The sequence below is a fragment of the Pseudomonas sp. FW305-28 genome, from assembly GCF_017351395.1.
GTDB classification, from domain to species: Bacteria; Pseudomonadota; Gammaproteobacteria; order Pseudomonadales; family Pseudomonadaceae; genus Aquipseudomonas; species Aquipseudomonas fluorescens_AA.
Genome location: NZ_JACNDD010000176.1, coordinates 1 through 12,895, shown reverse-complemented (window position 1 = coordinate 12,895; position 12,895 = coordinate 1). Strand labels below are relative to the sequence as shown.

10 protein-coding genes are annotated in these 12,895 nt (G+C 60.4%); 1 reads left to right on the top strand and 9 read right to left on the bottom strand.

Annotation, left to right across the window (positions count from 1 at the left end; translation table 11 throughout):
- The 5 genes from J4E53_RS27020 to puuE all read right to left on the bottom strand — a co-directional run.
- The coding region (locus tag J4E53_RS27020) for a urate hydroxylase PuuD (RefSeq protein WP_310650545.1) at window positions 1–968 on the bottom strand (968 nt) is incomplete at its 3' end.
- A 51-nt stretch (window positions 969–1,019) separates the two neighbouring features.
- Window positions 1,020–1,523 carry an ureidoglycolate lyase gene (locus J4E53_RS27015; RefSeq protein ID WP_060741120.1) on the bottom strand — a complete coding sequence of 168 codons (504 nt, stop codon included), beginning with the start codon at window positions 1,521–1,523 and terminating at the stop codon, window positions 1,020–1,022.
- Between the two features lie 147 nt (window positions 1,524–1,670).
- Window positions 1,671–2,666 (bottom strand): allantoicase, encoded by a 996-nt coding sequence (gene alc, locus J4E53_RS27010; protein ID WP_003204527.1) that lies wholly within the window; start codon window positions 2,664–2,666, stop codon window positions 1,671–1,673.
- Between the two features lie 55 nt (window positions 2,667–2,721).
- Window positions 2,722–3,237, bottom strand: coding sequence for a 2-oxo-4-hydroxy-4-carboxy-5-ureidoimidazoline decarboxylase (uraD, locus tag J4E53_RS27005; RefSeq protein WP_060741121.1), 516 nt, complete (start codon window positions 3,235–3,237; stop codon window positions 2,722–2,724).
- On the bottom strand, window positions 3,234–4,175 hold the full coding sequence (gene puuE, locus J4E53_RS27000) for an allantoinase PuuE (protein WP_060741122.1): 942 nt from the start codon (window positions 4,173–4,175) through the stop codon (window positions 3,234–3,236). Before puuE ends, uraD begins: the two co-directional genes overlap by 4 nt.
- Window positions 4,176–4,589: 414 nt before the next feature.
- Here puuE and uraH point away from each other — a divergent pair, with 414 nt between their 5' ends.
- Window positions 4,590–4,943, top strand: a complete 354-nt coding sequence (gene uraH / locus J4E53_RS26995) for a hydroxyisourate hydrolase (RefSeq protein ID WP_060741123.1) — start codon at window positions 4,590–4,592, stop codon at window positions 4,941–4,943.
- 93 nt (window positions 4,944–5,036) lie between these two features.
- Here the strand turns inward: uraH and J4E53_RS26990 are convergent, their stop codons facing one another.
- From J4E53_RS26990 to J4E53_RS26975, 4 genes are all read right to left on the bottom strand, one after another.
- Window positions 5,037–6,611: a hypothetical protein gene (locus tag J4E53_RS26990; protein ID WP_146042670.1), complete on the bottom strand. Its 1,575-nt coding sequence runs from the start codon at window positions 6,609–6,611 to the stop codon at window positions 5,037–5,039.
- Between the two features lie 165 nt (window positions 6,612–6,776).
- The gene (locus J4E53_RS26985) at window positions 6,777–10,502 is read right to left on the bottom strand and encodes a calcium-binding protein (protein ID WP_103310805.1); all 3,726 of its coding nucleotides are present in this window, start codon (window positions 10,500–10,502) and stop codon (window positions 6,777–6,779) included.
- Window positions 10,503–10,633: 131 nt separating this feature from the next.
- Window positions 10,634–11,263, bottom strand: a complete 630-nt coding sequence (locus J4E53_RS26980) for a LysE family translocator (RefSeq protein WP_060741126.1) — start codon at window positions 11,261–11,263, stop codon at window positions 10,634–10,636.
- Window positions 11,264–11,326: 63 nt separating this feature from the next.
- Entirely contained in the window at window positions 11,327–12,676 is a 1,350-nt protein-coding gene (locus J4E53_RS26975) for an NCS2 family permease (protein ID WP_060741127.1), read from the bottom strand.
- Between the last annotated feature and the right edge of the window lie 219 nt (window positions 12,677–12,895).

The window sequence follows — 12,895 nt, the reverse complement described above, 5'->3', positions numbered from 1 at the left end:
CCCACTGCCGTTTCCGGCAACGGTTGGTACTCGATCACGCCGGGTGCCTTGGCCACGTCCGGTGCGCTGGGCATGGGTTTGGGGCCGGTGACATAAGCCAGGCAGATCATCGCCAGGGCGCCGACCGGCAGCGTCCAGGCAAACCGGTTGCTGTCATGGCGCGTGTTGAAGTAATGCCGCACCAACACCGCCGCCACGGCGATACCGGCCAGGATCAACCAGTTGTACTGGCTGCCGTAGGTGCTCGGGAAGTGGTTGCTGATCATGATGAACAGCACCGGCAGGGTGAAGTAGTTGTTGTGGCGCGAACGCAACAAGCCCTTGGCCGGCAATGCCGGGTCGGGAGTGCGGTTCTCGGCGATGGCCGCGACCAGGGCACGTTGTGCCGGCATGATGATGCGGAACACATTGCCCACCATGATCGTGCCGATGACCGCACCGACATGCAGGTAGGCACCGCGACCGCTGAACACCTTGCTGAACCCGTAGGCCGCGGCGATCAGCAGCACGAACAGGATCAGGCCGAGCAAGGCAGGGCGTTTGCCCAGGGCCGAGTCGCAGAGAAAGGAATAGACGAACCAGCCGACGAACAACGAGCCGATGCCCAAGGCGACGCCTTCGGGGCCGCTCAGGCCGCTGCCGGGGGCCAGCAGGTAGACGGTCGGGTTCCAATAGAACACCACGCACAGCAGGGCGATACCCGACATCCAGGTGAAGTAGGCTTCCCATTTGAACCAGTGCAGGTTGTCCGGCATGGACGGTGGTGCAAGTTTGTATTTTTCCAGGTGGTAGATGCCGCCACCGTGGATGGCCCACAGGTCACCGGCCAGGCCGCTCCTGGGGTTGACGCGATTGAGGTTGTTTTCCAGCCAGACGAAGTAGAACGACGCGCCGATCCAGGCCACGCCAGTGATCATGTGAACCCAGCGCACGCTCAGGTTCAGCCATTCCAGCATATGTGCTTCCACAGTCTTTACCTCTCGCCCGTCACGCTTGTCTGCGCGTGATCGGACCTTCTCTTATTGGTGGGGGGCGAGGATCAAACACTCATCCTCTTGGAAAAAATGCTCATCGCAGTTATTGCCTGTGCCACTGCGATCAACCACCAGGAAGTCATCCCGCTTTTCGATCGTCAGCACCGGGTGGTGCCAGACGCCGCGATGGTAATTAATGCCCTGCCTGCCGTTGGTGACGAAGGCGCGGACCAAGCCTGATACAGGTGCATCGCCAAGTGGCGCGACCACGATCAGAAAGGGGTTGCCGAGCAGCGGAATGAAGGCCTGGCTGCCCAGCGGATGGCGCTCCAGCATGCGTACGGTCAGCGGCATGTCCAGCGCGTCGGCGCGGAAGATGCTGATGATCGCCTGATCGTCCGGCGTAGCGGTTTGCACCGTCGCCAGGCGATGGAAGCGCATGGTCGAACCGTTGTTGATCATGAAGTGATCGCTGCCGTCGGTTTCGATCACGTCACCGAACGGGGCGAAGGCTTCTTTGGTCAACGGTTCGATCTTGAGTGTGCGCATGCTGGTCTTCTTATCCAAAAAATTCTGTGTCGTTTGTTCAGCTTCTGTGGCGAGGGAGCTTGCTCCCGCTGGGGCGCGAAGCGGCCCTCAAAATGGGACTGCTGCGCAGTCCAGCGGGAGCAAGCTCCCTCGCCACAGGTGCGGTGTTTACTTCGATACCTTGCCCAGCACCCGCAGGCGACTCACGCCACCATCCGGGAACACATTGAGGCGGATGTGGGTGATCGGTCCCAGGGCCTTGATCTGCTCGGCGAAGGTGTGCTCGGCGTGCATCTCCAGCTTCTGGCTCGGCAGCAGTTCGCGCCAGAACAGCGACTGGGTTTCGATCTGGCTGTCGGTGCCGCCCTTGACGAACGCGCCCTGGATCGAGCAACTGTCGGGGTAGTTGCCCTTGAAGTGCAGGGTGTCGACGATGACTTTCTCGACCTCGCCGGCATGGCCCAGGGCGACGATCACCCAGTCATTGCCCGGGGTGCGACGACGGGCGGTTTCCCAGCCATCGCCCATGTTCACGCCACGACCCGGGTTGAGGATATTGCTCATGCGGCCGAAGTGCTCGTCGGAGCAGGCCAGGGCGCGACCACCATTGAGGGCGGCGGCCAGGTCGATCTGTTCGTTGTCGCCCACGGCCGACCAGTCGCGGTACGGAATGCCGTAGACCCGCAAGCGGGCCACGCCGCCATCAGGGTAGATGTTGAAACGCAGGTGGCTGAAGGCCTGGTCATTGCTGATCTCGTGGTAGTGGTGGCTGTTGCCTTGCAGCTCCACGGCCGACAGCACTTCAGTCCACTGGGTGTTTTCGTCCGGCTCGCCTTCGGTCAGGAAGCAGGCTTCGAGGGAGGCTGATGGTGGGTAGTTGCCGGTGAAGAATGAGGTGTCGATGTCCACGCCCTTGATCGACCCCGCCACACCCAGGCGGATCACCGCGCTGTCGTAGCCTTCGAAGCGCTTGCGCCGCGATTCCCAGCCGTCCATCCACTTGCCGTTATCATCGAACACGCCCTCCTTCCACACGGCCGGGGTCGGCTGGAACAGGCGGTTGGCGTCGGCGAACCAGTCGTCGGTGACCGAGATGATCTTGGTGCCCAGGCGGGCGTCGGCCAGGTTGACGAACTTCTCGAAAGGTACGGCGTAAGCTTTCATTCTTCTTGTCTGCCTTTAAATAAGTTGGCTGGGGATGCTTGCAGGAGGCTGCTCGCTAAAGGGTCAGTAATCGGAACAACGCGATCTTGTTGATCTCTGCCAGCGCGCATTTGAATTCGGCGTCTGCCGAGTGATGGATGCGCGTTTCGAATGCCGCGAGGATCTGGTGCCGGTTGCTGCCTTTTACCGCCATGATGAAGGGAAACTTGAACTTGGCCTTGTAGGCGTCGTTCAGCTCGGTGAAGCGTTGAAACTCTTCTGCCGTGCATTGGTGAATACCGGCGCCGGCCTGTTCGTTCGTGCTGGCTTCGGTCAGTTGGCCCTGGACGGCGGCTTTGCCGGCCAGGTCCGGGTGGGCGTTGATCAGCGCCAGTTGGCTGGCGTGATCGGCGCTCAACAGGATGTCGCTCATGCGCTGGTGCAGGGTCTCGATCTCGTCGATCGAGGGATCCTGGCCCAGTTCAAACGCCTTTTCGGCGACCCATGGCGAATGTTCGTAGATATCGGCGAAAGCCCGGACGAAGGCGTCACGGCTCAAGGTGGAAGGCTTGAGGGTCTGGAAGGCGGTCATTTCGAGGCTCCTGGATTCGAAGCCCCTTGGTACGGGTGGGCCTGCTGCCAGTGGCGAGCGATGTCGACACGCCGGCTGAACCAGACGTGTTCATGGCCTTTGACGTATTCGAGGAAGCGCTTGAGGGATGCCAGGCGCGCAGGGCGGCCGATCAGCCGGCAATGCAGCCCGATGGAGAGCATCTTCGGCGCCTCGGCACCTTCTGCATACAGCACGTCGAAAGCGTCCTTCAGGTATTGGAAAAAATCGTCACCCTTGTTGAAACCCTGCACCTGGGTGAAGCGCATGTCATTGGTGTCGAGGGTGTAGGGAATCACCAGGTGCGGCTTGCCGTTCGGGGTATTGGGTTCCCAGTAGGGCAGGTCGTCGTCGTAGGTGTCGCTGTCATAGAGGAAACCGCCTTCTTCCATCACCAGCCGGCGGGTGTTCGGGCCGGTGCGGCCGGTGTACCAGCCCAGCGGGCGCTCGCCAGTGATTTCGGTGAGGATGCGGATCGCTTCGAGCATGTGCTCGCGCTCCTGGGCCTCATCCATGTATTGGTAGTCGATCCAGCGATAGCCGTGGCTGCAGATTTCGTGACCGGCGGCGACCATGGCGCGAATCACGTCCGGATGGCGCTGGGCGGCCATGGCCACGGCGAAGATGGTCAGCGGGATGTCGAATGCCTTGAACAGCTTGAGGACCCGCCAGACACCGGCACGGCTGCCATACTCGTACAGCGATTCCATGCTCATGTTGCGCTCGCCCTGCAGCGGTTGCGCGGCGACCATCTCCGAAAGGAACGCTTCGGATTCCTTGTCGCCATGCAGGACGTTACGCTCGCCACCTTCTTCGTAGTTGAGCACGAAGGACAAAGCGATGCGGGCGTTGCCCGGCCACTGGGGATGGGGAGGGTTATTGCCGTAACCGATCAGGTCGCGTGGGTAGTCAGCGCTCACTGCAGTTTTCCTTCTTGTTCGAACCATGTGGGTGGCGCCCTGATGATGAAATATAGGCTGGCGTCACGACGATGGAGTGATTGTATACAACTTTATGCGCGATTTGTAAGCCTGATTTTCTGCATTTTTCACCGCGGTCCCTGGCTTGTCTACACTGCAAGAAACCTGCCCACTTGGTCAATGAATCGTCAGGAGGATCTTGTATTCATTTGGTTTGCTTGAGGCCGGGGCCGGCGTGCCGTTGCGCAATCCATGGACTGAATGTTTATTTTTTATTGTGTACAATTTTCTTTTAAAGTGTCTTAATTCGCTCATCGCCGCAGCGTTTCGTGCTCCGAACCGGTGCGGCCTGTCTTTCAACTGATTCAGGAGGCGTCGTGCCGGGCTGCCCTCGCAGCAAGGCGCGCAGAAGCAATGGGACGTTTGACTACTCACGTTTTGGATGCTGCACATGGCTGCCCGGGCAGCGCGATCAAGGTCGAGTTGTACCGGGTGGAGGGCTCGCAATTGCAGCTGGTCGCCAGCGCGCAGACCAACAGCGATGGCCGTTGCGATGCACCCTTGCTGCAAGGGGAGGACTACCGCTCGGGCGTCTATCAATTGCAATTTCATGCCGGCGATTATTACCGCGCACGTGGCGTGCAACTGCCCGAGCCGGCGTTCCTGGATGTGGTGGTGCTGCGCTTCGGCATTTCGGCCGAGCAGGAGCATTATCACGTGCCCCTGCTGATTTCGCCCTACGCCTATTCAACCTATCGAGGCAGTTGACCCCCAAGCAGCTGCCTCTCCTGGAAGCGACTGCGCATGGCGCTTCTTTGGTTTTTCGCCCGCTCACACTGCGGGCTTTTTTTTGCCGCCAGCCTACAGCCTGGCGTTGTCATCCCGAATGATAAAGACAGTGTCCGCGTAGCCAGGCCGGATCTGTGAACCGCCCTTTAGCCAGATGATTTTGCCGGCCTGATGGGCGTCCTTGACCGCTTGTGCGGCAGCGTCGCCGACCTGGGTCTCCAGGTTGATACCGGTGGTGTTGGGATTCATGTGGGTGGGCAGGGAGAGTTTCGGCATGCGAGTGCGATGCAGGCTCATGAAAAATACATAGTCATGCCCGGTGCGCCGAAACACCAGTGCCGGAAAGCTGTTGAAACTGTTGGGCTCCATGACCGTGTAGCCATTGCGCGTCAGGATGCCGGCCATGAAGCGCTTGAGGTCCATCGGCGAGTAGGTCGACATGAAGAAATTCCACTCTCGCGGGAACCGTAGGGGGTCGAAATCCAGCCGATCCAGTCTCCCCGTCGAGGTGGAAATGGGCAGGTCTATCGAACGCGAAGCGCTCGTGATCCCTGAAGAGGTCGGGAGTACGGGCAGCATCAGCAAGGGGTCGGTCCATTGCGGATGGGGCGAGGGAACGGCGTTTTTCCAGCTATGGAAAATCTGCCTCAGTGCGGTCAGGCCCGCAGCGTCGGCGATCGAGGAGCTGTTGGCGAGTTCGAACTGCCTTCTGGCGATATTTTCCAGGGTGACTGTGGTGACCTCGGGAAACACTGCCCTGACATAGGCCGTCAGCGGTTTCTCGAAGGGAAGCCTGGCATCGATCTCCCAATGGTTGTCCGGTGGCACGCGGATTACGCTTCGGGGCTGCTCGTCCGGGGTATGCCTGAGGATGGCTTCCAGCAGATCAAAATCATAGGCGGGATGGCCAGGTTGCTGGATGTAGGCAATGGGGTAGTCCCGTGCGTCGACACGTGTCACCCGCTTATAGTGAACGTCGCCGATGGTGATGAAGGCCGGCAGGGTGAGCTTTGGCTCGACCCCCCATTCCTTGCGAAAAACCGGGGTGGTTTCCACTGCGACTTCGCTGGAGGGTGGCGCCGTGCGCTGGCGTTTGGGCGCGGGCCCTTCCAGAGGATCATCGTCCGGCACGTTGTAGCGGGTAATGGTGAGCGTGGAGTCGCTGCCGTGGGAAACCTGCCGCCACAGTAGGCTGCCTTCGACTTGTTCCAGGCGGGGGCCGGACGCAACGAGCTCAGCGCTTGAGCGCGCCCGGTAGTTTTGGTCGGCATCGCGCCCCAATAGCACCGTTCCACCTTCGGCAAGTTTGACGTAAGTCCGGGTCCTGAATGTCTGGATCCCGGAGGTCGGGTCCGGGTCCGACAGCATGGGGATCAGCTCGGGGGAAAGGTAATAATTGTCCAGCGATAGCGAGGCGGGCACATGGGCGATGGCGGCTTGGGAGGTGAGTTCCGCTACCTGGACCGCCGTGGCCTGGGCGTCAGCGGCTTCGGTTTGTCGCCCAGGCGACGAGCCGGGCGACGAATCGCTGCCATCGACCCTGATAGGGCTCCTGGGCAGGCTTTCGGGTGTGGTATCGCGACTGCCGTGGGGCGTATCGGGAGGCGAAGTTGGAACGTTGGGGCGGGTGTTTTTTCTGGGGCTCATTGACGTTTGCGCTCTTGAATTTGAAAAGTATGAACAATGAATACGTCGCCGCCCGTCGTGTGGATTGACGGGCAACGCGCTGAAAGATGTTCTTGGAAAATCAACGGGCGGGTGCAGTACATATGTATTGCGTCTGCAAGAGGTGTTCGCAGTCGCTCGTCAGGGCTAGGTCTGTCTGGAGACGATCTCGCCCGGGGAGAGCAGCCAACGCCAATGAGGAAGTTCCAGGCCAAAAGTCGGGCTCAGCGCGATGGCCTGCGCAAGCATCAGTGACTTGTTCAACGTCGTGCCTTCGGCCCATTTCACGCACTGTTCGCGCAACAAGCGCAGCGCCTCGTCGTCCAGGGGTGGGTTCTGGCTGAGCCCTTCGCGAGCCAGGTCCTGATAAAGGCTGAGATGGTGATCGCACAAGTTGGTTTTTCTTAGGCTCGTTGCGGCGATGACCCGCGATTCATCGGTATCGAGGGTCCACTGGCGCGCCTTGAGGTGATAACTCAGTGAGCCGGGCGAGCCATCTTTGAGCGCCATGTTGGACACCCTCAGTTGTGCCGATGCTAACCGTGACAATTCGGGGGGCAGGGCGGCTTCGGGATCGACCGGGGGCGAAAAATACCGGCCGTCCAGTGCCGTTACATAGACGCGCTCGAACAGACTGTCGACTGCATGGACGACACCCTGGGCCGTGATGACGCGTATCTGGTCGACGAGGTCGTCCTCTGCGTAGGCGGGTAGATGAAGGATCGTCGTGCCTACCTGCAGCAGGTTATTGGCCAGTTTGATCTCGACCTCCCCGAGGCGGGTGGCGTCGAGTTCCCAAGTGGATGCCTGGGGCAGTCGGGGATTGGCGCCGGCCAGCGCGCCTGGCGTGGTCAGCCGTAGTGTCATGCCCGGGCTCAGGTGGACAAGGTACGTGGAGCCTTGGCCTGTCAGCACTTCGATACCGGTCTGCTCAACGGCTGGCGTGAGCATCGCGCAGGTGGCCTGGTTGCCCATGGGATGGGGCTTCTTATCCAGGGGCTGGAGAAACGCGTAGTGCTTTCTGGTCGGCGTGAGTGAAAGGGGAGCTTGTGTCTTCCATTGCACCGGATCCTTGTCGATGAATCCCTTATTCAGCAACCGCGCGGGGTCGGGGGTGGGGATGGCCAGGCGGTAGGAGGCGCCGTCGCGCATGATCAGGATAAACGTGTGCTGCGAATCCAATGCGGAAAACGCACGTCGCCCGCTGGTCTTTGTCCGCGCGCTGTAGCGCTCATCGGAACGGGCCAGGTTGTTCAGGACGACACGGCGACTGCCAAAATCCAGGGTGAGACCGCACTCACCATATTTCACCGTGTCCCCTCCGTCTTCCTGGATGACATAGGCGTTGTAGTGAGCTTCGACCCGAGTCAGTTCGCTATGGGTATAGTCCAGGTGAAGCGTGGTGCAATACTCACTTTTCTGTCTCACCTTGAGCGTGGTGAATTCAATCAACCGGGAAACGTAGTAGCTCGTGTCCTTATCGTGGGCCACCCAGCGCTCGCTTCGGTCATTGAGGATGGCCGGGTTCCGGGGGATGCCGTGTTGCACCATGACCGCTTCAATGACGAGGGGGCTGTCGTGCTCCAGCGTCTCCGGCAGGTCTGGCACCCAGTGGAAGCCGTCCTTTGTCGTGAAGGTCAGGCGGTTGTTCTGTAAGGCTCTTGGATAGTCCGTATCGGCATAGACATTGTTGAGGGTGACCTTGCGTGACTCCCAGTCATTGCCATCGAAGCACGACGTGATCACCAGGTTGCCCTGCTCGATCACCCAGCTTTCAATCAGGTCGGCGCGCCAGTCCAGGGAAATGACGCTGCTGCCCATGCCGTCCTCGGTGATCGATACGTGGCCGGGTTTGTGGGCGATGACGTAGGCATCGTCCCCAGGCCCGCCGTCGGCGTTGCGGTTGTTGCCGCCGAGAATGAAGATCCGGTCGTCTCCCGCGCCGGCCTCGATGAGATCGTTGCCCCGGGACTTGATGATGTTCGCGCCGGCGCTGCCCTTGATGACATGGGTGCCGCCCTCAAGGATTTCCACATGTTCGATGCCTTCAAGAAGCGCGTGGCGATGCTGTCCGCTTTCGCTCTTGGGATCTTCCTGAGTGATGATGGACGCCTGCCCCGCCTCCAGGTCGATGTGATAACCCAGTCGCGGCACCTGGCCATGGCCGGGATTGCCGGCCAGTATCAGCGTGTCGTTACCCGAACCACCTGCCAGCCGGTTCGGCGCAGGTACTTCGTCTCCCGGGGCAATGGATGTCGAGCCTTCGAAAACGAATACATCGTCTTTCGCGCCGCCCCTCAGCCGCTTGACGCCTGACCCGTAGTGGAAAACGTTCGGCTTGTTTTCTACCCCGAAAACCGTGTCATTGCCGCCGCCGATATACCAACGGATGCCTTTGTGCTCCGCCGCCGCTTCGATGACTGCGCCAGGCGTTTCGAGCGTGACGCCTTGGCGGGCATCAATCCAGTCATCGCTGTCCTTGATTTTCGGGCGCGTGTTCGTTGCCTGATACTTTTCGCCGGTCCACCAGTTCCAAGTGTTATAGGTCACTTGCTCGAGTTCCACGGTGAATCGACCGTTCACGATCGCCTCGGTGCTGTCTTTCAACGGGCCCTTGAGCAAGTTCAAGGCGTTGGCCCGCAGTTGCCTGGTGTGTTCGGCGGTCGCCTTGGCGAGGGTGTAGCGCTCCTGGATATCGTCGTCAGGGCTGATTGTCCAGAAGGCGAACCAACCCGTTCGCAGGCGCTCGTGGGCACTGAGGGTTATGTAGTCGTCGATCTCATCGACCTGGCGAATCGCCCCCCAGACCTGTGACCCGACCACCAGGATAAGCCCGGCGGCAAGGCCCACCGGACCGGCTGAACTGAAGCCTGCCAGCGCGGCCAAGCCGATGGTCAGGGTCATCGCGGCGCTGGTGACACTCAAGGCGGCGCTGACGTAATGATCGGTGGCCGCTTTGCCACTCGCGTTGGCGGCGGCCTTGAAAGCGTCAACTGCAGAGACGATATCGAAAGGCAGGGTCAACACGCTGGCAATCAGCCCGCTTCCCCGGGCCAGTCGAGTCGCGAAGGTGGTTTTCGCGAAATCCCCCAGGGAGCGCTGACCGGCCCGGATCATTTGCGTGGCTTGTCGGGTCACCAGCGCTTCGACGCCCAAGGAAGCCACTTCGGCGGCCACGCTGGCGCCGTTGAACAGGGTCTGGTAGTCGTCCTTGTTGCGGATGGCGTCTTGCAGGCCGCGCAGGCCGCTGTAGATTCCGAAGGCCTGGAGTCCCAGGCCGGTGGGGATGAGGATCTGGCTCTTGGTCTTGTTTACCCAGTTCAGTGAAGTCTGGGCAAACTGATGAGGGTCGAGGCCCTGTGCAGACTTCAGGAGTTTTTCCAGGATATTGTGATAACTGCCCGCTTCAGTCTGTACTGCAAGGTTGGCTCTTAATAATGGACGCGCAGCGCGTGAGCGTTGGCTGGCTATTTCAAAAAGCAATGTCGGCAAGCGGTAGTCGTTTGCATCGGCGGTCAGTTTTATATGAGTTTCGACATCCGCCGCATTGAACTGCAGTGAGTCCAGGAAAAAACGACTGGCGATGCGAAAGAAACTGTTTTCACCGTTCAATACCTGACCGTCAGTGGTTGCACCCAGTGCATTCAGGGCGGAGCGGGTCACGGCTACGGAGCCGATCTGGAGCGGGCCGTAAAGTTTGTCGACGACTTCGAGTTGGGCTTGCCGGTGCTTGTGTTCCGGATTGAGTTGCGATTGATCGGCAACTTTGAAGTCGAGCGTCTCGATCGTATGCTCATTGGCCTGAAAGACAATATCGCTAATGACGACACCCCGGTCGTCAGTAGCGGAAGAGGGCGCTATAAGTTGGGCCATTGTGAACTTCCTTGTTCAACGATGTTTGAATTGGCCCTCTATGTAAGGTGTTTTCCCGAGTGCTGTATATCGATGGGTTGTTGCGATGTTTTGCGAATGCCGCACACAAAGGCATTCGCAAAGCCGAGGGCTCAGTGGGTGGACATTAAGGAGGCTGCACCCGCGCCGCCAAACAGGCCCGCGCTGATCCGGTTGAACCAGCTCTGGCCCTTGCCGGTGCGCAGATAGCGCGCCGCGCCGTGGGCGCCGAGGCCGTAGGCCAGTTTGCAGAGCAGGTCGAGTACGGTCCAGGTGGCGATCATGATCAGCAGTTGCGGCAGGAAGGGTTGTTCGGCGCTCAGGAACTGCGGCAGGAAAGCGGCAAAGAACAGGATGTCTTTCGGATTGCTGGCACCCAGCACGAACGCCCGGCCGAACAACGCGCGGAAACGTGGCACCGCGGCGGCCTGGGGCACTTCGGCGCCTTGGGCAGGTTGCCGCGACTGCTGCCAGCTCTGCCAGGCCAGGTAGAACAGGTACAGGGCACCGACGATTTTCAGGGCGCTGAACAATTGTTCCGACGCCAGCAACAACGCACCGAGCCCCAACGCCGAGGCACTCAGCAGGCAGATCGACGCGATCACCCCACCGAGGAATGCCGGGTACGAGCGACGCAGGCCGTAGTTCAGGCTGTTGCCGATCATCAACAGCGACAGCGGGCCGGGGATAAGGATCACCACCAAGGCGGCGCCACTGAACAACAGCCAGGTTTCCAGATTCATTGCTTTGCTCCTGATGGACAAAAGCCTCACCCAAGGGGTGAGGCGGGGTGGATACGGTATCGCTTACAAGAAGATGAACTTGGCGATGAAGATCGCGCAGAGCACCCACAGGCTGACGGAAATTTCCTTGTGTTTACCGGTGCCGGCCTTGAGCACCACATAGGTGATGAACCCCAGGGCGATACCGTCGGCGACCGAGAACGTCAGGGGCATCATGATGGCCGTGACGATGGCCGGAATGCTGTCGGTCGGTTCGTCCCATTCGATATGGGCCATGCCGCCCATCATCAGCATGGCCACGTAGATCAACGCCCCGGCCGTGGCATAGGCCGGGATCATCCCGGCCAGCGGTGCGAAGAACATGGCGGCAATAAATAGCACACCGACGGTCACGGCGGTAAGCCCCGTGCGGCCACCAGCGGCCACACCGGCGGCACTTTCCACGTAGCTGGTCACCGGCGGCACACCGACCATGGCGCCGAATACGCTGGAGGCGCTGTCGGCTTTCAAGGCGCGGGACAGGTTCTCGATCTTGCCATCGGCTTTCACCAGCCCGGCGCGCTGGGCAACGCCCATCAAGGTGCCAGCGGTGTCGAACATGTGCACGAACAGGAAGGCCAGCACCACGCTGATCATGCTGACATTGAACACCCCGGCCACGTCCATCGCCATCCAGGTCGGGGCCAGGCTGGGTGGGGTCGACATGACGCCGTTGTACTGCACCAACCCCAGGCCCCAACCGGCCAGGGTCACGGCGATGATGCTGATCAGGATCGCCCCGAACACGCGGTGATAACTGAGCACGGCGATCATCAGGAAGCACACCGCAGCCAACAGCGGACCGGGCTCACGCAACGAACCGAGCTTGATCAGGGTCGCGGGGCTGTCGACGATGATCCCGGCGGTTTTCAGGCCGATCAGCCCGAGGAACAACCCGACCCCCGCACCCATGGCGAACCGCAGGCTCACGGGAATGCTGTTGAGCAGCCACTCGCGCACCCGTGACAGGGTCAGGATCATGAACAGCACACCGGAAATGAACACCGCGCCCAACGCGGTTTCCCAGTTGTAGCCCATGGTCCCGACCACGGTGTAGGTGAAGAAGGCGTTCAGGCCCATGCCCGGTGCCAGGCCCACTGGCCAGTTGGCGTACAGGCCCATCAACAGGCAGCCCAGGGCGGCGGCGATGCAGGTGGCGACGAACGCGGCACCGTGATCGATGCCGGCGTCGGCCATGATGTTGGGGTTGACGAAGATGATGTAGGCCATGGTGATGAAGGTCGTCAGGCCGGCAATCAGCTCGGTCTTCACCGTGGTGCCATGCAAGCTGAGTTTGAAGAGGCGTTCCAGCCAGCCACTGCGTAGTGGCGGCGAGAGGTCCAGCGTCCGGGCTTCGGGTTTGCGGCTTTCCACAGCGAGTACTCCTCAAGAGTCTTATTGTTATTTCCAGCACCGCAAACGCCCTGGGGTGGCTGCGATGCGCTGAGGCAGGTAAGGCTGGCGAAGTATGTTGACCTGTTGGTCAGGAACTCGCACGAAGCGAATTATGCTTTTGTATACAAATAATGCAAATAATGTTTTCTGTATTGTCGACGAAATGTCTGGCGATAGGGATATATCGCCCTTGCGGGC

What these genes read in the sequence shown, in the direction of transcription:
- J4E53_RS27015 (WP_060741120.1), bottom strand. Translation starts at nt 1,523, where the DNA reads ATGCGCACACTCAAGATCGAACCGTTGACCAAAGAAGCCTTCGCCCCG.
- alc (WP_003204527.1), bottom strand. Translation starts at nt 2,666, where the DNA reads ATGAAAGCTTACGCCGTACCTTTCGAGAAGTTCGTCAACCTGGCCGAC.
- uraD (WP_060741121.1), bottom strand. Translation starts at nt 3,237, where the DNA reads ATGACCGCCTTCCAGACCCTCAAGCCTTCCACCTTGAGCCGTGACGCC.
- uraH (WP_060741123.1), top strand. Translation starts at nt 4,590, where the DNA reads ATGGGACGTTTGACTACTCACGTTTTGGATGCTGCACATGGCTGCCCG.
- J4E53_RS26990 (WP_146042670.1), bottom strand. Translation starts at nt 6,611, where the DNA reads ATGAGCCCCAGAAAAAACACCCGCCCCAACGTTCCAACTTCGCCTCCC.
- J4E53_RS26985 (WP_103310805.1), bottom strand. Translation starts at nt 10,502, where the DNA reads ATGGCCCAACTTATAGCGCCCTCTTCCGCTACTGACGACCGGGGTGTC.
- J4E53_RS26980 (WP_060741126.1), bottom strand. Translation starts at nt 11,263, where the DNA reads ATGAATCTGGAAACCTGGCTGTTGTTCAGTGGCGCCGCCTTGGTGGTG.